The organism is Oceanobacillus alkalisoli (assembly GCF_021556485.1).
Taxonomy (GTDB): domain Bacteria; phylum Bacillota; class Bacilli; order Bacillales; family Amphibacillaceae; genus Oceanobacillus; species Oceanobacillus alkalisoli.
On the sequence record NZ_JAKGBW010000016.1, the window covers coordinates 66,688 to 89,707 of the forward strand.

20 protein-coding genes and 1 pseudogene are annotated in these 23,020 nt (G+C 42.4%); 5 read left to right on the forward strand and 16 right to left on the reverse strand.

What is annotated here, in order from left to right; translation table 11 throughout:
- Nucleotides 1–78: 78 nt before the first annotated feature.
- The 5 genes from LZD48_RS14505 to glgB form a co-directional block, all read right to left on the reverse strand.
- Nucleotides 79–2,505 (reverse strand): glycogen/starch/alpha-glucan phosphorylase, encoded by a 2,427-nt coding sequence (locus LZD48_RS14505; RefSeq protein ID WP_438822767.1) that lies wholly within the window; start codon nt 2,503–2,505, stop codon nt 79–81.
- A gap of 1 nt (nt 2,506) precedes the next feature.
- Complete coding sequence (gene glgA, locus LZD48_RS14510; RefSeq protein ID WP_235763441.1) at nt 2,507–3,955, reverse strand: glycogen synthase GlgA; 1,449 nt, start codon at nt 3,953–3,955, stop codon at nt 2,507–2,509.
- 81 nt (nt 3,956–4,036) lie between these two features.
- Nucleotides 4,037–5,140 carry a glucose-1-phosphate adenylyltransferase subunit GlgD gene (gene glgD, locus LZD48_RS14515; RefSeq protein ID WP_235763442.1) on the reverse strand — a complete coding sequence of 368 codons (1,104 nt, stop codon included), beginning with the start codon at nt 5,138–5,140 and terminating at the stop codon, nt 4,037–4,039.
- On the reverse strand, nt 5,140–6,306 hold the full coding sequence (locus LZD48_RS14520) for a glucose-1-phosphate adenylyltransferase (RefSeq protein ID WP_255771073.1): 1,167 nt from the start codon (nt 6,304–6,306) through the stop codon (nt 5,140–5,142). The genes glgD and LZD48_RS14520 overlap by 1 nt, the downstream gene beginning before the upstream one ends.
- Entirely contained in the window at nt 6,303–8,204 is a 1,902-nt protein-coding gene (glgB, locus tag LZD48_RS14525; RefSeq protein ID WP_235763443.1) for a 1,4-alpha-glucan branching protein GlgB, read from the reverse strand. Before glgB ends, LZD48_RS14520 begins: the two co-directional genes overlap by 4 nt.
- A gap of 411 nt (nt 8,205–8,615) precedes the next feature.
- Between glgB and pulA the strand changes: the two genes are divergently transcribed.
- Nucleotides 8,616–10,712 carry a type I pullulanase gene (gene pulA, locus LZD48_RS14530; RefSeq protein ID WP_235763444.1) on the forward strand — a complete coding sequence of 699 codons (2,097 nt, stop codon included), beginning with the start codon at nt 8,616–8,618 and terminating at the stop codon, nt 10,710–10,712.
- A gap of 248 nt (nt 10,713–10,960) precedes the next feature.
- A complete protein-coding gene (locus tag LZD48_RS14535) occupies nt 10,961–11,947 on the forward strand; it encodes a diaminopimelate dehydrogenase (protein ID WP_235763445.1) in 987 nt (328 codons plus the stop codon).
- Nucleotides 11,948–12,116: 169 nt separating this feature from the next.
- Here the strand turns inward: LZD48_RS14535 and LZD48_RS14540 are convergent, their stop codons facing one another.
- From LZD48_RS14540 to LZD48_RS14565, 6 genes are all read right to left on the reverse strand, one after another.
- On the reverse strand, nt 12,117–12,722 hold the full coding sequence (locus tag LZD48_RS14540) for a class I SAM-dependent methyltransferase (RefSeq protein WP_235763446.1): 606 nt from the start codon (nt 12,720–12,722) through the stop codon (nt 12,117–12,119).
- A 3-nt stretch (nt 12,723–12,725) separates the two neighbouring features.
- The gene (gene serC, locus LZD48_RS14545) at nt 12,726–13,835 is read right to left on the reverse strand and encodes a 3-phosphoserine/phosphohydroxythreonine transaminase (RefSeq protein ID WP_235763447.1); all 1,110 of its coding nucleotides are present in this window, start codon (nt 13,833–13,835) and stop codon (nt 12,726–12,728) included.
- Between the two features lie 137 nt (nt 13,836–13,972).
- On the reverse strand, nt 13,973–14,641 hold the full coding sequence (locus LZD48_RS14550; RefSeq protein ID WP_235763448.1) for a uracil-DNA glycosylase: 669 nt from the start codon (nt 14,639–14,641) through the stop codon (nt 13,973–13,975).
- A 14-nt stretch (nt 14,642–14,655) separates the two neighbouring features.
- A complete protein-coding gene (locus tag LZD48_RS14555; protein ID WP_235763449.1) occupies nt 14,656–14,802 on the reverse strand; it encodes a hypothetical protein in 147 nt (48 codons plus the stop codon).
- Nucleotides 14,803–14,816: 14 nt separating this feature from the next.
- On the reverse strand, nt 14,817–15,959 hold the full coding sequence (locus LZD48_RS14560; protein ID WP_235763450.1) for an ABC transporter permease: 1,143 nt from the start codon (nt 15,957–15,959) through the stop codon (nt 14,817–14,819).
- On the reverse strand, nt 15,937–16,650 hold the full coding sequence (locus LZD48_RS14565) for an ABC transporter ATP-binding protein (protein WP_235763451.1): 714 nt from the start codon (nt 16,648–16,650) through the stop codon (nt 15,937–15,939). Before LZD48_RS14565 ends, LZD48_RS14560 begins: the two co-directional genes overlap by 23 nt.
- 114 nt (nt 16,651–16,764) lie before the next feature.
- On the opposite strand from LZD48_RS14565, the gene LZD48_RS14570 reads away from it, so the two are divergent.
- Both LZD48_RS14570 and LZD48_RS14575 read left to right on the forward strand, forming a co-directional pair.
- Complete coding sequence (locus tag LZD48_RS14570; RefSeq protein ID WP_235763452.1) at nt 16,765–17,076, forward strand: DMT family transporter; 312 nt, start codon at nt 16,765–16,767, stop codon at nt 17,074–17,076.
- Between the two features lie 185 nt (nt 17,077–17,261).
- Nucleotides 17,262–17,612 carry a DMT family transporter gene (locus LZD48_RS14575; RefSeq protein WP_235763472.1) on the forward strand — a complete coding sequence of 117 codons (351 nt, stop codon included), beginning with the start codon at nt 17,262–17,264 and terminating at the stop codon, nt 17,610–17,612.
- A gap of 46 nt (nt 17,613–17,658) precedes the next feature.
- Here LZD48_RS14575 and LZD48_RS14580 read toward each other — a convergent pair whose 3' ends face one another.
- The gene (locus tag LZD48_RS14580) at nt 17,659–19,152 is read right to left on the reverse strand and encodes a peptide MFS transporter (RefSeq protein ID WP_235763453.1); all 1,494 of its coding nucleotides are present in this window, start codon (nt 19,150–19,152) and stop codon (nt 17,659–17,661) included.
- Between the two features lie 63 nt (nt 19,153–19,215).
- A complete protein-coding gene (locus LZD48_RS18815; RefSeq protein ID WP_255771075.1) occupies nt 19,216–19,347 on the reverse strand; it encodes a hypothetical protein in 132 nt (43 codons plus the stop codon).
- A gap of 306 nt (nt 19,348–19,653) precedes the next feature.
- Here LZD48_RS18815 and LZD48_RS14585 point away from each other — a divergent pair, with 306 nt between their 5' ends.
- Nucleotides 19,654–20,730 (forward strand): NAD(P)H-dependent flavin oxidoreductase, encoded by a 1,077-nt coding sequence (locus LZD48_RS14585; protein ID WP_235763454.1) that lies wholly within the window; start codon nt 19,654–19,656, stop codon nt 20,728–20,730.
- A 94-nt stretch (nt 20,731–20,824) separates the two neighbouring features.
- On the opposite strand, the gene LZD48_RS14590 is transcribed toward LZD48_RS14585, so the two are convergent.
- The 3 genes and pseudogenes from LZD48_RS14590 to htpX form a co-directional block, all read right to left on the reverse strand.
- Entirely contained in the window at nt 20,825–21,307 is a 483-nt protein-coding gene (locus LZD48_RS14590; protein ID WP_235763455.1) for a competence protein ComK, read from the reverse strand.
- Between the two features lie 265 nt (nt 21,308–21,572).
- Nucleotides 21,573–22,061, reverse strand: a pseudogene (locus LZD48_RS14595) (ATP-binding cassette domain-containing protein); the annotation flags it as partial.
- A 69-nt stretch (nt 22,062–22,130) separates the two neighbouring features.
- Nucleotides 22,131–23,009 (reverse strand): protease HtpX, encoded by an 879-nt coding sequence (htpX, locus tag LZD48_RS14600; protein WP_235763456.1) that lies wholly within the window; start codon nt 23,007–23,009, stop codon nt 22,131–22,133.
- Nucleotides 23,010–23,020: the final 11 nt, after the last annotated feature.

Sequence of the window (23,020 nt, forward strand, 5' to 3'; positions counted from 1 at the left end):
TCTAACTGAAAATCGGGACATTGGGGCGAGAGGCGCTGTCCCAAATGGGACAATGCCTCTCGCCCCAATGTCCCGCTGTCAGACTGGTTTTATTTTCCAGATGTCGTTGACGTATTCTTTGATTGTTCGGTCACTGGAGAACTTGCCGGAATGAGCGATGTTAATTAGGCTCATCTGTTGCCATTTCAACTTATCCCTGTAAACACTTTCCGCGTATTCATGAGATTCGATATATGGCTCAAAATCCTTTAAAACAAAATATGGATCATTATGGAAAAGAATATTATAATAGATATCTTTAAATTCAATATCATGGGTGCCGAATTCTCCATTGTTCAACTGATCGAGAATTCGCCTCACCCTGTCATCCTGATTATAAATATCTCGGGCATGGTACCCGCTGTGCTGATAATAATCCAACACTTCCTCTGCCCGGAGCCCGAAGATAAACATATTCTCTTCGCCGACTAAATCATGGATTTCCACATTAGCTCCGTCCATTGTCCCCATCGTCAACGCACCATTCATCATGAATTTCATATTCCCCGTCCCGGAAGCTTCTTTACTCGCAGTTGAAATCTGTTCACTAATATCTGCGGCCGGAATAATCTTCTCAGCTAAGCTTACATTGTAATTCTCCAGGAAAATCACTTTCAGCTTGCCTTGAATTTCTTTATCATAATTGACAATTGATGCGACCGTATTGATGAGTTTAATGACTTCCTTTGCTAAATGGTAGCTTGGTGCGGCCTTTGCGCCGAAGATGAATGTTCGTGGTGTCATATCAAGATTCGGATTTTCCTTCAACTCATTATAAAGATAAATGATATGAAACACATTGAGCAGTTGACGTTTATATTCATGGAGCCGTTTAATTTGCACATCGAAGATCGATTGATCATCTACCGTTATCCCCATTTGTTGATGGATAAAATTAGCAAGCGCAATTTTATTTTCATTCTTCACCTTTGCAAATTGCTCAAGCACATCACGATCATGTTGGAAACGGAGCAGGCTGATCAGTTGTTTCGGCCGTTTGATCCATTGATTGCCTATCATGTCGTGTATGAGTGAGCTGAGCTTCGGATTCACTTGCATCAACCAGCGTCTATGGGTAATTCCATTTGTTTTATTATTAAACCGTTCCGGGAAAAGCCCGTGGAAATCTTTCATTTCTTTTTTCTTTAAAATTTCCGTATGAATACTCGCTACCCCGTTCACACTGAAGCTTGCAACAATTGCGAGTCGTGTCATATGTACCTGTTCATCTGCAATAATCGCAAGCTCGGGAATCTTATCCCGCTTTTCCTCATGGTCAAACCATATCCCCTGACAAAAGCGTTCATTGATTTCATCGATGATCATATATATTCGCGGCAATAACTTTCGCATCATCGCGGTTGGCCAGGTTTCCAATGCTTCACTTAAAGTTGTGTGATTCGTGTAGGCAAATACACGTGTCGTAATCTCCCACGCTTCGTCCCAGCCAAGATTCTCTTCATCCATTAAAATACGCATTAACTCCGGGATACTTAAGCTTGGATGTGTATCGTTAATTTGAATGACGATCTTTTCCGGTAAATGCTTCAAGGATAGCCGGTGATTCTTTTTGAACTGCTTGAGCATATTCTGTACACTCGCAGAAACGAGGAAATATTGTTGCTTTAACCGCAGTTCCTTTCCTTCATAACTGGAATCATCAGGATAAAGAAAGCCTGAGAGCTGTTCAATTGAATGTTCGAAATCGAGATGATGGTAAAATTCTTCTTGATCATTGGAATTATCCGGTTCAACTGATACTGGTTCAGCACTCCATAACCTTAAGGTGTTCACCGTCTCATTCGCATACCCGATAACCGGAATATCATAAGGAACAGCTATCACCTTGTCCGTATGTTCATAGTTGAACTCAAGTGAACCATCGCTCTTTTGATGCATCCAGACTTCCCCTTGAAACTGAACAACACACGCTTCCTCTTCTTTACGTACCTCCCATGGATATGGTTTCTTGAGCCAGTAGTCCGGAAGCTCCACCTGATTCCCATTGATAATTCGCTGCTCAAATAACCCGTAGCGGTACCGGATTCCGTAACCATGCCCTGGATAACTTAAGGAAGCGAGGGAATCGAGGAAACATGCAGCAAGGCGGCCGAGTCCGCCATTTCCGAGCGCAGCATCTTGCTCCACCGCGTAGACATCCTCTGCCCGGAACCCCAGTTCTTGAAGTGCCTGATTTGCCACCTCGAGCATTCCGCAATTCAGTAAATTACTTTCGATCAGTCTCCCGATTAGAAATTCCATGGAAAGATAATAGACCTGTCTTGCCTGCTTCGATTTGTACCGTTCATTTGTTTTATACCAAAGCGGCCTCACCTGTTCATTGACGATATTCGCTAAAGCATAAAACACATCTTCCTCTGTCGCTTCTTTTATATCAAGGTTATTTGTCGTATTTATATAGGTTGTGATACGTGCTTTCAGGTCTTCTGCGGTTATCCGGTTCAAATTAAATCGCTCCCTGTTCATCATACTCATTTGTCGATGCTACTAGTTCCTCATAAAGCCGTTTATACTGTTTTGCTGACTCTTTCCATGTATAAGCGCCTTTATTTACATTTTTAATGAGCTGCTTCCATTTCTCTGCATCGTGATAGATTTCAAGCGAATAGTTGAGCACATGAAGCAGTTCATGGGCATTATAATTGGTAAAACTGAAGCCATTCCCTTCTCCCGTCTCCTCATTGAAAGCTGTTACCGTATCTTTCAACCCACCCGTTTCTCTTACAATCGGGACCGTTCGATATTGAAGTGCAATCAACTGAGATAATCCGCAAGGCTCAAACTTTGAAGGCATCAATAAAAAGTCTGCACTTGCATAAATCCTTCGGGCAAGCTGTTCACTGAACGTAAGCAATGTTTTTACTTTATCCGGATACATCCCTTCTAGATACGTAAAATAATCTTCAAACTCCGCCTCCCCCGTACCAAGAATAAGAAATTGAATTTCTTCCTGTAAAAACTCTTCCATGATCCGCTGGACGAGGTGAAGTCCCTTTTGTTCAACAAGCCTTGTTACCATCACATAAAGCGGTCGTTCCGGATGATGGGAGAAGCCGATTTCCCCTTGAAGCAGTTCACGATTCTCAAACTTTTTACTCCGCGCTGTCCGGTAATTGATTGGCAGATGCAGATCTGTGAGTGGATTATATTCCTTTGTATCAATCCCATTCAATATTCCTTGCAGATCCGCTTTCCGTTCACGTATGATGGTATCTAAGCCGTCCCCATAATAAGGCTGCTTGATTTCTTCCGCATAGGTCGGACTTACCGTCGTAATTTTATCCGCGTGAAAAAGGGCAGCTTTCAAGCTATTGATCATCCCATCCCATTCCATACCTGCCAAATGTTCCCGGTCTATTTGGAAAAAGTCTTCGTAAACATCTGTTGGCATCAATCCTTGATATTTCAAATTGTGAATCGTGAAGACTGTTTTTAAATCCGGCAACGGCTGCATGACTTTCGCTAGCAGGACGGCAAGACCAGCTTGCCAGTCATGGGCATGCAGAACATCCGGTTTAAAATCCAGCTGAGGAAGCGCTGCGAGCACCGCATGACTGAAAAATACAAACCGTTCTCCGTCATCATAATAACCATATATTCCTTTTCTGCTGAAGTAATAGTCATTTGCAATAAAATAATAGACACAGTTTTCATGTGTTAACGTATAAAGCGTTGCCTGCTGCTTTCTCCAGCCGACCTGGACGTCATATGATGTGAGATATTCCATTTTCTCCTGCCATTCCTCGCCGATTTCATCATAAAAAGGGAGCATCACCCGTACTTCGAGCTCCTCATAAGTTTGAAGAGCCTGTGGCAAAGAACCGATCACATCCGCAAGTCCTCCCGTTTTAACAAACGGCACACCCTCTGAAGCAACAAATAAAATCCTCTCCATTTGCTCTTACCTCCTATCATTGGGACAGGGGGTCAGAGCATTTGTCCCGATGGGACAAGTGCTCTGACCCCAATGTCCCAGTTAAACAATTTGTCTTTTAGCTACGACATATGGTTTGTCTGTTGTGCCAATCATTCGCTGGCCTTTTTTCACATGGACATCTTTATCTAGAATTACATTTTCAAGGTAGACATCTTCTTCAATCGTGCAGCGTTGCATGATGATAGAATGCTTGATTGTGGAATGTTCGCTTACTTCGACCCCACGGAAAAGGATACTGTTTTCCACCTGACCATTCACGCTACAGCCATTTGCAATAATTGAATTATGGACGACCGCCTGTGATTGGTACTTCACCGGCGGATTGCTCGATGCTTTCGTCCGGATGAACGGTTTGGCAAATAAATTGATAAAATTCTCTTCCGTCAACAGTTTCATATTTTCCCGGTAATAGCTTTCAATCGTATTAATAAAAGCATGATAGCCATCATATTTATACGCCCGGACGTCCAATTCGCCAATTCGATCTTTGATTCCATCAGCAAAGAGATTTTCATTATGATAAGCAATACAATAATCGACGACATCCATCAATAAATCTTTCTTAATAATATAGACACCAGTAAATACGTTGAGGTTGCGGTGATCATTCGTTATGTTCAAAACCTTGCTATCTTCCCCCTTCTCAATCCGGAAATATGCTTGATGTTCCGGTCGGACCTCTGCAACCGGCGTATAAACAACCGTCACATCTGCATCCATTTCAATATGTTGATTGAATGCTTCTTTATAGTCCGTATTGACAATGAACTGGCTTCCGCTCACAAGAACATGATTTGCCTTCCCCCGATTGAAATAATCTCGATTATTATGGAAAAAGCTTAAATCACCACGCGAGCGATCACTCGGATCATTCCAGTCCGGAGGTAAAATAAATAATCCACCATGTCTCCGGTCCAAATCCCAGCTCTCCCCTGACCCGAGATGGTCGAGCAAGGAGCGGTATTTATGCCGAACAAATATCGCCACTTCCTCCATTCCAGAGTTAGTCATATTCGATAAAGCAAAATCGATTAACCGGTATCTCCCCGCAAAAGGAATCGATGCATTATTACGGAAGTAGGTGAGTTCATTAAATACATGATATTCCTGATCAAGATTTATTAGTCCCATCATCCGATCCATCAGTTCATGCCCTCCATTTCACTAAAATGTTCCAATATATTTTCTTGATTAAGGACTACCGGCTCTGCATGTTTTGTCGCATAAACCTGCGTCCCAGCTGGAATTTCCGTATTTTCCATGACAATGACCCGTTCCAAAACGACATTTTCTCCGACCGTTACCCCAGGGTGCAGAATCGATTGATGAATGGATGCATTCTGCTTCACGAGCACATTCCGGAACACAACGGAGTTCGATACATCCCCGTAGATAAAGCAACCGGTGTTAATGAATGAATTCGTCACCCGCCCAGTCTCACCAATATATTGCGGCGGGAGATTGGCCTCATTCGTATAGATTTGTTTACTTCGGTCTTCCCTTGCGACTGAAAGCGGACTACCGGAATGCTCATCAAGCAAATCCATCGTTGCCTCCCAATAGCTCTGAATCGTTCCAACATCCTTCCAGTATTCAGTAAATAGATAGGCGTAAAGTCGTTTATCCTGTCCAAGCATCGCCGGGATAATGTCTTTACCGAAATCATGACTGGAATCCGGATCATTTGCATCTTCTATTAAAAATTCCCGAAGCGTCTCCCATGTGAAGATATAAATCCCCATCGATGCAAGATTACTTTGCGGATTAGCTGGTTTTTCTTCAAATTCATAGATTTCGAGCGTCTCCGTTGTATTTAAAATACCGAAGCGAGGAGCTTCTTCCCACGGCACCTCAATTACTGAAATCGTGGCATCAGCATTCGTCTCTTTATGCTGTGCGAGTATAGATTGATAGTTCATTTGATAAATATGGTCCCCGGAAATGATGAGCACATATTTCGGATGATACTGGTCAATGAAATGGATATTTTGGTAAATCGCATCTGCTGTTCCAGAATACCAGTCACCTCCATGCTTTCCTGTAGCTGGTGAGAGCATTGTGACACCGCCATTCCTCCGGTCCATATCCCAAGGTTTTCCGTTTCCGATATGCTGATTTAAATTGATTGGCGAGTATTGTGTCAATACGCCGAGTGTTTGGATTGAGGAATTTGCACAATTGCTCAATGTAAAATCAATAATCCGGTATTTCCCGCCAAACGGAACGGCAGGCTTTGCATTCTCATTCGTAAGTAAGCCGAGACGTTTCCCCTCTCCTCCTGCTAATAACATTCCAACACATTCTTTCAATTCGCATCCTCCTCGTCTCTTCTCTTAAAAATCATGACAGCAAGTGGTGCAACTTTTATTTTGATATGCTGCTCTAAGCCATGCCATTTCTTGGAAAAACTGAAATGTTCATCATTATATTGACCCGAACCGCCGAAAATCTCTGCGTCCGAATTAAAAATCTCTTCATAAACGCCTGGTTCCGGCACTCCAATTTTATAATCATAATGGACATTCGGTGTGAAATTACAGACGATAACGAGCTCTTCCTTCTTACATTTCGCCCGTCTTCTAAAGGCAATTACGCTTTGATCAATCTGATGCGGGTCAATCCAAGCAAAGCCTTCCGGGTCATGATCAAGCTCATACAATGCCGGCTCACTTTTAAACAGGCAATGTATAGCTTTGATATAATCGAACATTCCTTTATGTAATGGATATTCCAATAGATGCCAATCAAGCTCCTCTTTATCCTTCCATTCTGAATAGAGAGCAAGCTCTGCGCCCATGAACAATAACTTTTTCCCCGGGTGGCTGAACATATAACCGATGAGCAATCGTAATCCGGCGAATTGCTGCCACTGGTCACCAGGCATTTTGGATAATAAAGATTTCTTTCCGTGGACGACTTCATCATGCGATAGTGGCAATAAGAAGTTTTCCGTGAATGTATACATGAAGGAGAATGTAACGAGATTATGATGCCACTTGCGGTAGATTGGATCCATCTCCATATATTCAAGCATGTCGTTCATCCAGCCCATATTCCATTTGAAATTAAAGCCAAGGCCACCAAGATAAGTCGGCGCGGTGATGAGCGGATAATCTGTACTGTCTTCCGCCATCATGAGCGCATTCGGCCGGTATTGGAAGACCGTCTTATTCACTTTACGAAGAAAGGCAGTTGCCTCGAGATTCTCTTCTCCCCCGTAAGAATTAAAGATTTTCCCCTCGTGCTCGGGCCGGTCAAAGTTAAGATAAAGCATACTTGCAACCGCATCGACACGGATTCCATCTATATGAAATTCTTCCAACCAGTAAATGGCATTCGAAACAAGGAAGCTCTGTACTTCCGGACGTCCGAAATCAAAGGCTAGGGTACCCCAGTTATGTTTCTCCGCTTTTTTCAAATCACGGTATTCATAGAGGGCTTCCCCGTCGAACTGCCGTAAACCGAAATCATCTTTACAAAAATGTCCAGGAACCCAGTCCATGATAACGCCGATTCCTGCTTGGTGACAGGCATCAACAAATGCTTTGAATTCTTCCGGGGTGCCGTAACGGGACGTGACCGCATAATAACCAGTTATCTGGTAGCCCCACGATAGGTCGAAGGGATGCTCAGCCAGTGGTAAAAGTTCTATGTGAGTGAATCCGAGATTTTTTACATATGGAATAAGTATTTTCGCAAGTTCTGTGTAGGTTAGATGATCACCGTTCTCCTTCAATTTCCACGAACCAAGGTGCACTTCGTAAATGGAAATGGGAGAGGTGTAGGGATTATATGTCTGGATCTCTTTCTGCCAGGCATTGTCCTTCCACTCATAGACTTCTAGAGAAGGCGTCAATGAGGCTGTTCGTGGACGGACTTCCGCCTGCCGGGCATAGGGGTCTGCTTTTAGAATCGCTTCGTTGTCTGTTGTAGTTATATGATATTTATAAGCTGTGTTTGGAGGTATGTCGTTGAAGAAGCCAACCCAAAGCCCTTCGTTATTCAATCGCGTCAATTCATGGGTTTGTCCTTCCCAATTATTGAAATCAGCTGCAATAGCGACACGCTTGGCGTGAGGTGCCCAAACAGTAAATCGAAAGCCTTCTTTGCCATCCCATGTAATATAATGACAGCCAAGCAACTGATACACCTGATAATTTGTTCCTTGATGAAATAAGTAAATAGCATCTTCATTTATGCCATACAATTCGATTCACCGCCTTTATCCCATAGAAGATTATCACTAATTCAAGATGATTGCAACGAAGATTTTGAATATTTTTTATACAATTTTGTCGAATTTTATCGAATCCATGAAAAAATATAAAGTTAGACTTCATTTAGTGGGGGGATTACAGTCCGTTAATGCGTGATAAAATGATAGTCGTTTAATCTCCAAGCCTTATCTCTTCACCGTTCGTCTAATATCTAATACTATAATACAAATACGTTGAAGTGAATGATTCCTTTCTGTATTTTTAGAATAACAAAATAAATTTAACAATTACGTAACAAATAGTTCACAATTAACTGTTTATATTAAAAGGCATGTACTTGTTTAACTGTTCATAGAAAAGGTTACGATGCTCGTAAGACGGACGATAAAGGAGACAGTTTCATGAGCAATTACACGGCATGGATGGATGATGTTCACCTCATTACAGTTTCAGTTGATGAGCTGGACCCATTAAGAAGCAAGCTTGATACGCCACCAATCATCTTTTGGGAGAAAGAACATACCTATTACCATACGGAAGTTCATCAAGCATCAAATCCATATACGATACAGTTCACGCACCAGGATGAATTGCCGATTGGCGAGGAACTCACTTTACTATGGGGAAGCGAGGAAATTCCTGTCTATCCACGAGAGATTGTCAGGACAGCAGCTTTCGATGAGAAATATAGTGCACCTAAGGCGACCTTGGGAGCGATTTGTACCGAACAAGAAACAATTTTCCATCTCTGGACTCCCATTGCAACCATAGTGGAAGTGAACGTCAACGGAAAGCTATACCGAATGAATCGCACGGACCAAGGTGTGTGGTTTCTTGCTTTAAGTGGAGATTGGCACGAGTCATATTATCACTTTGAAGCTGCCATCCACGGAAAAAGGGTGCGAGTAAATGACCCCTATGCAAAAGGAATGACCATTGATAGTAAGACGTCCGTTCTAATTGACCTTTCCCGTACGCTACAACTGGAGGAAACAAAACTTCCAATCCATTATCCAACAGACGCAATCATTTATGAGCTTCATGTAAGGGATGCAACGATTCATCCAGACAGCGGTGTGAAAAATAAAGGACGGTTTCTAGGACTTACGGAGAAAAATACGACAACGGAAAACGGCTATTCCACCGGATTGTCCTATATCAAAGAATTAGGTATTACTCACGTCCAGCTTCTCCCTGTCAATGACTATGCCCGCGTTCCTGAACTGGAACCAGAATCTGGATATAATTGGGGGTATGATCCGCTTTACTTCCAAGTACCAGAAGGAAGCTATTCTATTCTGCCCGATCAGACACTCTCCCGGATTAATGAGCTGAAGAAAATGATCCAAGCATTTCATGAAGAAACAGTTGGAGTAATTCTTGATGTCGTATTTAATCATGTATTCATTCGGGAAGAATCCGATTTCGAAAAATTAGTTCCCGGTTATTATTTCCGTTATGATGACCAAGGAAACCCAAGCAATGGAACAGGCGTCGGGAATGATTTTGCCTCCGAGAAGAAAATGGCACGAAAGTTCATTCTTGATACAATCGATTATTGGCTCACAGAATACAAGGTCGATGGGTTTCGCTTTGATTTAATGGGAAATATTGACCTTGAAACAATGCAGCAAATTAAAGAGCGTTGCCTGGAAGAAGAACGGATGATTCTCCTACTTGGGGAAGGCTGGGATTTACCTACTGCACTAGATCGGGAAAAGAAAGCAATCACTGCTCATGCAGGTGAAGTAAATGGGATTGGTTTCTTTAATGATTATTTTCGTGATTCCTTGAAAGGTAAGCTATTTGACGATAGGGATAAAGGATTCATTAATGGAGCTGGCCGCTTCCATGAACGACTCGGTGACCTTGTAAAAGGTGCGATATTAACGGAAGGTATCCGTAGCCATGATATTCAGCAAAGCGTAAATTATGTGGAATGCCATGATAATCACACCCTTTGGGATCGGCTTGCCCTAACGAATAAGGAGGATTTTTCTACAAGGAAGAAAATGCATCAGCTGGCAACTGCCATCACATTACTTAGCCAAGGCATCCCCTTTCTTCATGCTGGGCAGGAATTTTACCGGACGAAATATGGAGTGGGGAATAGTTATATCTCTGGAGATGCTATCAATGCAATGAATTGGAAGCGCCGGGCAACAGAACATGAGACAGTTGAATTTGTGAAAAAACTGATTCAGTTACGGAAAAAGCATGCTGTCTTTCGTTTACGGACACATGAGGAGATTACACAGCGCCTCCACCTACTCTCTGGAGAACCTCCCCTATTCGGTTATACGTTATTAGGCGAAGGAAAGGATTTTACAATCTTCATCAACCCAACAACAGAAGCAAGGGAAATGGCAGTTCCAGCACCAGGCAATTGGAAAGTTGCCGTTACGAATCACATCGAAAAACAAGAGATGGATGTGCAAGGCAACTTATTTCCCACTAATGCTTATGAAGTTGCTGTCTTGGTAAGAAAGAGATTTTAAGATCAGTTGATTTCCGCTATACGAATGACGATTGCAGAAGTAATTGTTTGGAATGATGATTAAGTTTATACAGTAACACCAATCGGCCTCGGAGCAATCGGGGCCGATTATCGTAGTATGCTGTATGTTTGGTTAGACTGCGGGGGGGGCAATAAAAGTCAATAACAAGGTAAGTTAATATTTGAGCTCTACCTTTTTTTTCTGTATGATTGAATCTAAACTATTTTGACGAAAGAGGAGGATGCTTCATGGATAACCCAATTAGAATAGGTATTTTAGGATACGGCAATTTAGGACGAGGTACAGTAAAAGCTGTCAAACAATCCTCCGACATGGAAATTGTTGCAGTATTCACTAGAAGAAATCCAGCAGACTTGAAGTTGGAGGATTCTTCCATTCCCGCATTACATATTGATGAAGTAATAGATTATAAGGATAAGATTGATGTCATGATCCTTTGCGGCGGTTCAGCAACAGACTTACCAGAACAAGGACCGGCATACGCTAAACTGTTTACGACAGTTGATAGCTTCGATACGCACGCTAAGATTCCGGAATATTTCGAAGCAGTTGACGCTGCTGCTAAAGAGGGCGGCAATACTTCTATTATTGCCGTTGGCTGGGATCCAGGTTTATTTTCTATCAACCGGCTTGTAAGCGAGTCGATCATTCCAAACGGTGAGACGTATACGTTCTGGGGGAAAGGATTAAGTCAGGGACATTCTGACGCTGTGCGCCGCGTAGAAGGAGTTAAAGCTGGTGTTCAGTACACGATTCCGTCGGATGATGCAATGGACCGCGTCCGCAGTGGAGAGAATCCGACATTGGAAACAGCGGAGAAGCACCGCCGCATCTGCTACATCGTGCCAGAAGACGGCTATGATCAGACAAAAATTGAGCATACGATTAAAACGATGCCGAACTATTTTGCAGATTTTGATACAGAGGTTCACTTCATTACGGAAGAGCAACTGGCTAAAGAACACGCGAAAGCTCCTCATGGCGGCTTCGTGATCCGCTCCGGACAGACTGGAGAAGACAATAATCAGCTGATCGAGTTTTCACTTAAACTGGACAGTAACCCAGAATTCACTTCAAGTGTGCTTGTCGCTTATGCCCGGGCAGCACACCGTTTGAATCGGGAAGGCGCAACCGGAGCTAAAACTGTATTCGATATCGCACCAGGCCTCCTTTCCCCACGCCCGGCAAGCGATTTAAGAAGAGATTTACTATAGTATAATCTTTATCCCAGTGTAATCGTCCGTAAAACTCCCCCCAAAACTTTAGGGTCTTCGTGAAAGTTTAGGTGGGATATAACGGGCGCCAACACCTAAGGTTCGTTCAACTAACAATCAGTGGAAGATGAAGAAAAACCCCTAAGTCACAATTGCTGACTTAGGGGTTTTAAATTCGATAGATTAAAACACGATCATCGGAATCCTTTTTATAAAAAACATCAATCGGTATTTCTTTGATAAATTCAAAGCTCGTATTCTTTTCCAGATAATAAATATATTCCACATGCGGGTAATAAAGTAATAAATCGACTGAACGTGGATGTTCTTCCACCGACTTTAAAATATGCTGAACTACTTGTTGAAAAATGTTGACTGAAAAAGGGTTGAAAAAATAAAAACGATTATCCTCCGGCGCAACAGGGTACTCTTCCGCTGGACAATTAAAAAACTCGATTCCCTCTCTATGTTTCGGGTGTTTGTTCTGATAACCCGCTAAATTTGCTAGCGCGTCTTCCAGCAAATCATCTTCCATCTCCACACCTTTCACCGAAGCATCGGTAAAATGATGGAGATAAAAGTTGATCCGCCCTTTCCCGCAACCGAAATCAACGAAACAATCATCCTCCGTTATTGGATAATGCTCAAGCAATGTTTCCAGCGTTTCATAGGCTGTCGCTTCGTACGGATTATTATGGTAGGAAACAGGGAACTGAACAAACTTGCCGGCTCTCGTGCGGATCCCGAGCAATTTATCATACTTATATTGTTTCAACGTTTATCTGCCCTTTTCTACTTCTACCGCTGAGTTCTGATTCTTCTCTGCAAATTTCCGCATCACGTCTACAAGCAACTCCACACCTTCAACTGGCATCGCGTTATAAATGCTCGCTCGCATACCGCCAACCGAACGGTGACCTTTCAACGTTTCAAGCCCCACTGCTTTTGCTTCTTCAATGAATGAAGCATCAAGCTCTTTCGATGGTGTGACAAAAGGAATATTCATCAAGGAACGGCTCGCCTTTTCGACCGGTGTAGTGAAGAAATCAGACTCGTCCAGATAATCATAAAGAAGTTGCGCCTTCTCGCGGTTCCTTCTTTCCATCTCCTTGATGCCACCAAGATTCTTTAACCATTCAAATACAAGAGAAGCCATGTAAATCCCAAAGGTAGGCGGGGTATTATATAATGAATTGCTTTCATGATGTGTCTTATAATCAAGCATAATCGGGCAGTCTGCTTTCGCATGACCGATTAGGTCTTCTCGAATAATAACAATCGTTAACCCTGCCGGACCAATATTTTTCTGAGCACCGGCATAAATGATACCGAACTTACTCACGTCGATTGCTTCAGATAAAATATTGGACGACATATCAGCAACTAACGGAACGTCGCCTGTGTCTGGAATATCCGAAAAAGCAGTACCTTCAATCGTGTTATTTGTTGTAATATGTATATAATCATACCCAGAATCGATTTCCACCTCGTCAAGATTAGGGATATAGTGGAATCCACGGTCTTCACTTGAAGCAATAACTTCCACCATGCCGAACTTTTCCGCTTCCTGGATTGCCTTTTTGGACCAGGAACCAGTATTTACGAAACCCGCTTTCCCATTTCGCATTAAATTTAGCGGCACCATGGAAAATTGCAGCGTAGCTCCACCTTGGAGAAACAAGACTTGGTAATTATCCGGAATGGCCATTAATTCACGCAAATCTTGTTCTGCTTTCTCAATCACTTCTGTAAAAAGCTTAGATCTGTGACTGAGTTCCATCACAGACATTCCAGAATCTGCATAGCTTAATAATTCCTTTTGTGCCTTTTCCAATACTTCTTGCGGCAGGATGGAAGGCCCCGCTGAAAAGTTATAAACACGTTCCATTCGTTCTCGCCCCTCACTGTTTTATGTTTAACATTCGGATTTCTAAATATTAACCCTCATTATAATCAATGACCTTATATGTTGCAAGAACGTAAACGAACGTTAATACACATATTTTATTTAACGTACGTAAACGTTCAGTGGATTTCCCAGTCAACCGGCTCTCGTTCATTCGCTTTCAGAAAATCATTCGTTGCAGAAAACGGTCTGCTCCCGAAATAGCCGCGATTCGCTGAAAACGGACTCGGATGGGGTGATTTGATGATATGGTGCCTCTTATTCGTCAGGAATGCCTCCTTATCCTGGGCATGTTTTCCCCAGAGAATAAACATAACCGGATCTGTTTTCTCGTTAACGAGCTCGATCACTTTATTCGTAAACTGTTCCCAACCTTTTCCGCGGTGTGAAGCTGGTTGTTTTTCCCTTACTGTAAGTACCGTATTCAGCAAAAGGACTCCTTCCTCGGCCCACTTCTTCAAATAACCGTGGGATGGGGGTTCGATTCCTAAGTCATTCTGAAGCTCTTTATAAATATTTCTTAATGAAGGTGGCACTTTGACCCCTTTCTGCACAGAGAAACTTAAGCCATGGGCCTGATTTGGACCATGATACGGATCTTGACCAATCAGAACAACTCTCGTATTCTCGTAACTTGTATAATGTAACGCATTAAAGATATCATGCATCTCAGGGTAAATGGTGTAATTCCTATACTCTTCCTTTAAAAACTCCCGTAATTCCAAGTAATATGATTTCCCAAATTCTCCTTCAAGCAATGGTGCCCAATCATTTTTTAAAATCGTCATCAGCTAACCTCCTTTCAACTCCAATCAAAAACCCTCCGAAGTATCCGCCAGAGCACGCGCGGGATATAGAGGAGAATCTCACCTATAAACATATACCAATCAAGCCGTTCAATACGCTCTTCAGCTTTTCTGCTTTTCTTTTTCGATTCCTTCCCACTCATCATATACCCTCCAACTAATTTATCGTAACAAATGTCATCAGTACAGCAGCAAGACCTGCAAGGATAATAGCCGGAATCATGAGTAAACGTCTAAAACGCAACCAAACGGCTTCACGGGCAGGCTTCTCGATCGGAATGACATGGAAGAAATATTCATCGAGCATTTTCATATATAAACCTTTTAACCAAGAATTATAGTTCAGGAATAAAATAAACAAAAGGAAAACGAGCCACTTCAACCAGACAATTGGCAGTAACGCGATCGCAAAGAGCGTTATTCCGACCACTTGAAAATAACTTTTAAGATAAACCGTGTGGCGGAGGAGCCCTTTAATCAACAGCTCCAGCAATCCGCTTTCAGGATTCGGTTGTTTAAAAATACGTCTGCCATTTCGGAGTATTAGTGGCCTTTTGCCAAAACGGATGGGAGGTTTTTCAACTTCCTTTGCCGTTCCAAGTATCATTTTCGCATAGCGCATCCGCTCCTTGATCTCGTCATTCACCTCTTCAAAAAAATAACGTTTTGCCGGAACGGTTACCGTATAATTCCAGGCGATTAGAATAATGGCGAGAGCGGCACTTGCTACGAAGAGTATATCCAGCGTTAGGTACGTGAGGAGATTGCCGCTTAGAATAAAGAGTACAGCAATCAGAATCCACCGCTTCACCGGGTGACGAATGACTTTCTTTATGGTTGCTACGAGCAGCTGATACGCAACTAGAAATGTAAATATGAAAAAGCTCTGTCGCACACCAAGTCCGATAAGCTGGGTGAGCCACGGCAAAGCAATAGCGAGCAACAATACGGACATCCCTATCTTCTGAAGCATCGAATACGAAAATGCTGCACGCCGTAAACCACGATATAATTTTAGCCGGTCAAGCAAAAATAATTGATCTGCTTCCTGCATAAACATGCGAAATTGGACGATTGTCACAATGAGTAACAAGAACCGAATAATCACCGTACCCGGTAATATTTCCGGCCAATAGGACGCCGTATCTTTCCAGATGTCGATATAAAAGAGCACCCCAAATATAAGGAACGGAATGAATGCATAGAACCAAATGGTCCAGTCGATGACCATTCCAAGAATCTTGCGCTGATATCTGATATCGTCCATAAACCGTAACTTAAATAATTTCCAGCCGGTCATCCGCCTCACGCTCCGTCAGAATATGAAAACAATCGAATAAAGACCCACCCTGTAGTCCGCTCTTGCTCTGAATATGTTCCAATGTCCCATCCGCAATTAGCTTCCCGTTAGAGATAAGCAGAAAGCGGTCACAAATCTTCTCTGCTGTATCAAGCACATGCGTCGACATTAAAATGCCGGCACCTCGCTGCTTTTCCTTATCGATTATGCCTAGAAGCTTCCGGACAACTTTTGGATCAAGCCCCATGAATGGTTCGTCGATAATGTGGATATCTGCCTCTTTTAAGAAAGCGAGCATTATCATCGCTTTTTGCTGCATCCCTTTCGAGTAGCTTTCAGGATAGTGATGTACGACATCTTCCAGGTCGAATTCTTTTAGCAGCCTTTGCATTTTCCGGGTGAAATCCACTTCATCTGCTTCAATCGTTGCTAGAAGAAAGTGAAAATGCTCCATTAACGTCAAGCCAGGATAGAAAAATGGCCGTTCCGGGATGTAAGTATAATTTTCGACTTCAATTTCTCCTTGAACGTAATCGATGACACCAAGCAAGGATTTAATCGTCGTACTTTTCCCCGCCCCGTTCGGTCCAATTAATCCGACAAGCTCTCCCGGCTGAACTTGAAATGTAATGTTTTTTAAAACGGCTTCGTGTTTACTGTAGCCTGCTTCCTTAATTTCGCACCGTAACATGAATGGAACCTCTCCTTTCTTTTCTAGTGATTATTACGTTTGCTCCCCACTGAAAGTTTCATTCTTTTCATGTATAATTGGTTATACAGCTGTAAAAGAAAGGACGTCGCTCCATTGAATGCTTTTGTACTATTAACTTTCGCGATTATAAGTGAAGTATTTGGCAGCTCCTTATTGAAGCTGACGGATGGGTTTAAACGGATACTTCCGACGCTTGGGGTTGTAATTGGATATGGAGTTTCTTTTTATACTCTTTCCCTCACGTTAACCGAATTACCACTCGGTATGGTATACGCGATTTGGGCTGGTATGGGAACTGCATTAACAGCTATGGTTGGAATAATCGTTTATAAAGAGGTTTTTAATATAAAAAAATTAACGGGTATCCTGCTCATCATTGCAGGCGTTGTTTTATTGGATGTTTGATATTGAAGTTTGGGTGGAGGATGCTGTGATTCGAGTGTTGAGGAGCCTGGTCAACGACTGATTAAGCTGCGAACAGAGTACTAGTCGGGCGCTGAGAGGACTGCTATCCTCCATATCACAAAGCTATCCAACTGGGATGCACTGACCCTCTGTCCACTCAAACAAAATGAAAGTTGGTGTTCATGATGAAGGGTTATGGTTTTCTTGTTGTTTCAATTGTTGCTGAAATTTTTGGTACGGTTATGCTGAAGCTTTCCAGTGGTTTTACAGTGCTTTATCCGTCACTTGCAGTCCTACTTGGGTATGGGCTTTCTTTTTATTTCCTCTCCCTTTGTCTGCGCACCCTCCCACTCAGCCTCGCTTATGCAATTTGGTCAGGGGCAGGAACGGCTTTAACTGCACTAATCGGATTTCTTTTTTGGAATGAAGCATTCCATCTCGTCAAGCTGCTTGGCGTTGTTCTAATCATCGGGGGCATTCTTGCTCTGAATACAAGTGACTCAGCACCTCATAAAGCAAATGAAAAAACGATTTAAAAATGGGGCAATCAAGATTATCACCTTGATTGCCCCATTCCAATTTTTAACTAATTCCACGCATGTATTTTTTCAATTTAGGTGCAAGGAATAGTAAACAAATTCCTAAAAGAATCGCAAATCCACCGATGACCCCGAAGTAAATCGCCTCTGTCTCCACCGAATAAAAACGTACAACCTGCGCGTTAATCGCCTGAGCAGAAGCATTCGATAAGTTCCAAAGACTCATCATCTGAGCCGCAAACGCAGCTGGCGCAAGTTTCGTTGATGCCGACAGTCCAACCGGAGATAATAACAATTCACCGATCACGACAAGGAAGAAACTCATTACGAGCCACAAGGGGCTGACAAGGGATGCCGTCCCATTGAAGATAGCGGGGAACACCATAATAATAAAGGACAATCCGGCAAAAATTAATGCAAGCGAAAACTTCTGTGGGGTACTCGGCTGACGATCCCCAAGCTTCACCCAAAGCCAAGCGAATACCGGAGCAAGTGCTACGATAAATAACGGGTTAAGTGACTGGAACCATGAAGACTTCAGTTCAAAGCCTAAGAAACTTAACTGCGTCCGCTCGTTTGCATATGTTGCCAGAATGTTCGAGCCTTGTTCCTGAATCGCCCAGAACATCATTGCAGCGATAAATAACGGAATATATGCCAATAACTGAGAACGCTCGTCATCGGTTGTTTTCTCACTGCGGTACATAACAAAAATGTAAACGGCCGGAATAATAACACCTGAAATACTAATAAAGAATATGACACGTTCAACTGTTAACCAACCACCGGAAAATCCTAACCATAAAAACGCCGCGATGGCAATTGCGCCAAAGAAAAATCTGCGTGCAATGCTGCCTTTTTCAATAGCGGATAACGGGTTCGGTACTTGCATTCCCGCAAGCCCCATATTCTTCTTCCGCGTGAATAAATAGACAACTAAGCCCGCGAACATCCCTACAGCAGCTAGGCTAAATCCAAGATGGAAACTATATTCCTGTCCAATAGTTCCGACAATTAATGGTGAAATGAATCCACCCATGTTAATTCCCATATAATAGATACTAAAACCAGAATCTCGTCGTGGATCTGATTTACTGTATAACTTTCCAACCATTCCGCCAACGTTCGGTTTTAATAAGCCTGTCCCAATAATGATAAATAGCATGGATAGAAGTAATGCTACAAATCCGCCTGGCAGCGCTAAGATAATATGACCGACCATAATCAGAACTCCACCGTAAAATACGGTCCGGTTCATTCCTAACAAGCGGTCAGCAATCCATCCACCAATAATACCTGTCATATACACTAACGAACCATAGATTGCCATAATCGAGTTGGCTGTCGTCCGGTCCAATCCCAGACCACCCTCGGTCACTTCGTAATACATGTAATAAAGTAAAATCGCACGCATCCCATAATATGAGAATCGTTCCCAAAACTCTGTGAAAAATAACGTCGATAACCCTTTTGGATGCCCGAAGAAACCTTTTTGCGGAACGGTCTTCAGTATCGCATCCCGTTCTTTAGAGTCCATTTGCTGTAAATCCTCCTCTAAGCTGTGTTTGTTCCAAGACTCCTAATGCTGTCTGTAGCTATATTATGATTGGACTTCTTTCGGCCGAATCATCCGGTAAAAGAGGCCCTTATATTTTAAATCCAATAACAAAGCAACCGCAAGGCCAATAAATATTCCCCCGCGATACATTCCTTTCCGTTTCGGATTCATCATTTTCCCTACCTTTCACTTCATAAGGTTGTCCCAGTAAAATAACATTCCTATTTTATCACTTTTTATTTTCACTTACAATTGAATGAATTTCATAATCACCAAAGTCAGCTTCACCATCATCATCTGTTGGGAACGAACCAACTCAACTACTGATGGTGATGGCGAAGCATTAAATACGTATTATGAAATTCATTGAATTAAGTAATTTTTACTAATCCACAGTACTTTCTTATCTATCTTACTTTTCTTTTTTCTTTCGGTTCGCTTATACTAAAGTAAACTTATAAAGGGAAAGGAGAGCATAAGATGTTTGATGAAAACCCGATTACAAAAAGACTTGGTATTACATATCCAATTATTCAAGCAGGGATGGCTGGGGGCATTACAACACCAGAGCTCGTTGCCGCTGTCTCTCAAGCAGGCGCACTCGGTACACTTGGGGCAGGTTATTTAACACCGGTTAAAATGAGGGATACTATACAAAAAATCAAACAGCGTACAGACCAACCTTTCGCTGTGAATCTATTCGTGCCGGAAAATCCGGATTTTTCTCAGAAGAAAGTCAGTCAAGCCAATGATTGGCTTGAAGGAATCCGACAGGAATTAAACATGGAGGAACCAGCACAATCCCCTGAAATAAATAACGATAATTTCCAGGGACAAATAGAAGTTCTAATCAAAGAAAGGGTGCCGATTTGCAGCTTTACCTTTGGCCTCCCTTCCAGAGAAATCGTACAAAGACTTAAAAATGCGGATATTACGTTAATCGGTACAGCAACAACAGTAGATGAAGCTCTGGCAAATGAAGAACGTGGACTTGATATGGTTGTCATGCAGGGTAGTGAGGCTGGCGGACACCGGGGAACTTTTCTTGGAGACTTCGAGATGTCGATGATCGGTACAATAGCACTCGTACCACAAGCAAAGGATTATGTGAGCATTCCAATCATCGCGGCAGGCGGAATTATGGATGGACGGGGAGCGCTGGCTGCCTTCATCCTTGGTGCTGAAGCAGTCCAAATGGGAACGGCATTTGTTACTACGAAAGAAAGTGGCGCCCACCCTCTTTATAAACAAGCAATCCGTGAAAGCAGTGAGGATAAAACTGCCATTACAAAAGCATTCAGTGGAAAACCGGCGAGAGGAATCCACAATATGTTCATGAAAAATTTTGACAAAGTAGAACAGCAACTGCCAGACTACCCAATCCAAAATGAATTAACGAAAGGGATCCGGAAAGAAGCTGCAAAGCAAAATCGACCAGAATACCTTTCCCTATGGGCGGGTCAACATCCTCGTTCAAGCACCGAAAAGCACGCAAAAGAACTGATTCAATCAATCGTTTCCCAAATAAACAGTCTCGTAGACGGCTTAACCAAATAAATAAAGGGGCAGCTTAGAGCACCGACCCCCGAAAGTTAGTTTTTTTATTCTAACTTTTAGGGGTTGCCACCAAGTCAAGCTGCCCAGATTTTCATCAGCTCAATGTTTGTTCTGCTTCAAATTTATCTATGCATAGTTTTACTCGGCGCCTTTGCTCGTTTAGTGTGTAGGTAGATACCGTAAGCGACAAGGAAGTTCCATCAATAAAGTGGACTTTTGATTTAAATTTTTTACTCTTTTGGCTAATATCTTCAATCCATTTGATGCGATGGTCAAATAGCCAAATGCAGTCTGGGTGTGTTGATGACATGGTAGGAAATGCATAGATGCCGAGGGCTGTATTGATTGGTAACGGTACTTTATATTGAATTCCCAGTTTTTTTCTAATCACCGCTAAACTCCCTTCGTACGTTAAAAAGCTTTTGGAACAACTTTCTTTGATGATTTTGAGCGGGGACATTTTTATGTAGAGTTTTTCTTTAGGGGTTAAAACAATGGTGTTATAGTCCGTGCTCCTACCAGGAAGAAGTGCGTTAACATTTTCTTTAATTGTGTAAGCTGTTAGAACTGACTCCATTTGTAAGACTCCCTTTCCATGTGTAATGAGTAATTTTCACTAGTCCTAAATGCACACTCAATACCAATTATATGATTATTAGGAATTATTTGCAAGTCAAAAAAATAACCAACCAAGATAATTTTTCTTGGTTGGTATTTCTAATCATTCGAATGAATTTCATAATTACCAAAGTCGGCTTTTCCATCACCATATGTAGTTGGGAACGAACCAACTCAACTACATACGGTGATGGTGAAGCATTAAATACGTATTATGAAATTCATTAATTCAATTGCTGCTCAGCAAATTTCCGGTATAAATGGTGTGTTGCAATCAGTTCCTCATGAGTGCCTGACCCAGTTATCTTCCCTTTTTCAATAAAAATAATTTTATTTGCATACACGATGGTCGATAGTCTATGGGCAATCACAAAAGTCGTGCGTCCTTTCATTAGACGGGAGAGGGCTTGTTGGACAGCATGCTCCGACTGGCTATCAAGAGTTGCCGTTGCTTCATCGAGCATTAAGATTTTCGGATCTCTTAAGAAAGCACGCGCAATATTAATTCGTTGTCTCTGACCACCGGAGAGCTTCACCCCACGCTCTCCGACTTCTGTTGCTAAACCTTCTGGAAAACTCCGAATGAATGTATCTGCATAGGCCATCTCCGTGACCTTCCATAGACGTTCATCCGGAATTTTCTTCGCATTATCCAAGCCATAGGTAAGATTATCCCGAATTGTTCCAGCCATCATCGCGCTTTCCTGGTTGACAGTTACACCTGGATAAAATAAATATAAAAAAATGGCACATCCAGACTTTTTCTGAACATGCCATTCTAATTATTGTAAACGTCTTATTCTTTCATCCAAATCCGGATGTGTCGAGAAGATATTCGATTTTTTCTTGCCATTAATTTTAAGCGTGGCAATCGATGTGTCATCTTCTGTTTTAATACGGTCACTATAAGCGCGCAATGACTCAAGCGCATGCCTCATCTTATCTCTGCCTGCAAGATCTGCCCCGCCTCGGTCTGCATGAAACTCCCTGTGACGGGAATAGGCGAAGACAACAAGGCTTCCTAAAATGGAAAATACAAGTTGAAAAACAATAATCGCGATGAAATGAACAAGCGGAGCAATTTCTTCTCTTGCAAAACGCGATGCGATAAACGCAGCAATCCGTGCAAGAAATACAACGAATGTGTTTACGACACCTTGCAGCAAGGTCATTGTCACCATATCACCGTTTGCAATATGGGCGACCTCATGGGCCAGTACCCCTTCAATCGCATCATCATCCATTTCTTCCATTAAACCAGTTGAAACAGCGACAAGCGATCGTTTCTTAGATGGACCGGTCGCAAAAGCATTCACTTCGGGTGAATCATAAACTCCAACCTCAGGCATATACGTTAAGCCCGCTGCCCTTGATAAACGGTGAACTCTTTCAACAAGTTCCTGCTCAAAAGCAGTAGCTGGCTGGTCAGGATTGATAACCCGAACCCCCATCATCCGCTTCGCCATCCAGCGTGAGATCAACAGAGATATAAAAGAACCGGTAAACCCGATGATCGCACTTAGGATAAGCAAGGTACCGAAGTCAATTCCACCCTGGGCATTTAAATAATTCAATCCCCCTGGTATTAAATTAACGATGATACTAATCGTAAGTAGGACTAGAACGTTTGTTAACAAAAAGTAAAAAATTCGCTTTCCCATCATCCACACCC

Bases quoted from the DNA above. Each gene is read 5' to 3' on its own strand.
- htpX (WP_235763456.1), bottom strand. From the start codon at position 23,009: ATGGGAAAGCGAATTTTTTACTTTTTGTTAACAAACGTTCTAGTCCTA.
- LZD48_RS18815 (WP_255771075.1), bottom strand. From the start codon at position 19,347: ATGATGAATCCGAAACGGAAAGGAATGTATCGCGGGGGAATATTTATT.
- pulA (WP_235763444.1), top strand. From the start codon at position 8,616: ATGAGCAATTACACGGCATGGATGGATGATGTTCACCTCATTACAGTT.
- glgD (WP_235763442.1), bottom strand. From the start codon at position 5,140: ATGGATCGGATGATGGGACTAATAAATCTTGATCAGGAATATCATGTA.
- glgA (WP_235763441.1), bottom strand. From the start codon at position 3,955: ATGGAGAGGATTTTATTTGTTGCTTCAGAGGGTGTGCCGTTTGTTAAA.
- LZD48_RS14560 (WP_235763450.1), bottom strand. From the start codon at position 15,959: ATGACCGGCTGGAAATTATTTAAGTTACGGTTTATGGACGATATCAGA.
- LZD48_RS14555 (WP_235763449.1), bottom strand. From the start codon at position 14,802: ATGAGTGGGAAGGAATCGAAAAAGAAAAGCAGAAAAGCTGAAGAGCGT.
- LZD48_RS14565 (WP_235763451.1), bottom strand. From the start codon at position 16,650: ATGTTACGGTGCGAAATTAAGGAAGCAGGCTACAGTAAACACGAAGCC.
- LZD48_RS14535 (WP_235763445.1), top strand. From the start codon at position 10,961: ATGGATAACCCAATTAGAATAGGTATTTTAGGATACGGCAATTTAGGA.
- serC (WP_235763447.1), bottom strand. From the start codon at position 13,835: ATGGAACGTGTTTATAACTTTTCAGCGGGGCCTTCCATCCTGCCGCAA.
- LZD48_RS14575 (WP_235763472.1), top strand. From the start codon at position 17,262: ATGAAGGGTTATGGTTTTCTTGTTGTTTCAATTGTTGCTGAAATTTTT.
- LZD48_RS14585 (WP_235763454.1), top strand. From the start codon at position 19,654: ATGTTTGATGAAAACCCGATTACAAAAAGACTTGGTATTACATATCCA.
- LZD48_RS14580 (WP_235763453.1), bottom strand. From the start codon at position 19,152: ATGGACTCTAAAGAACGGGATGCGATACTGAAGACCGTTCCGCAAAAA.
- LZD48_RS14590 (WP_235763455.1), bottom strand. From the start codon at position 21,307: ATGGAGTCAGTTCTAACAGCTTACACAATTAAAGAAAATGTTAACGCA.
- LZD48_RS14550 (WP_235763448.1), bottom strand. From the start codon at position 14,641: ATGACGATTTTAAAAAATGATTGGGCACCATTGCTTGAAGGAGAATTT.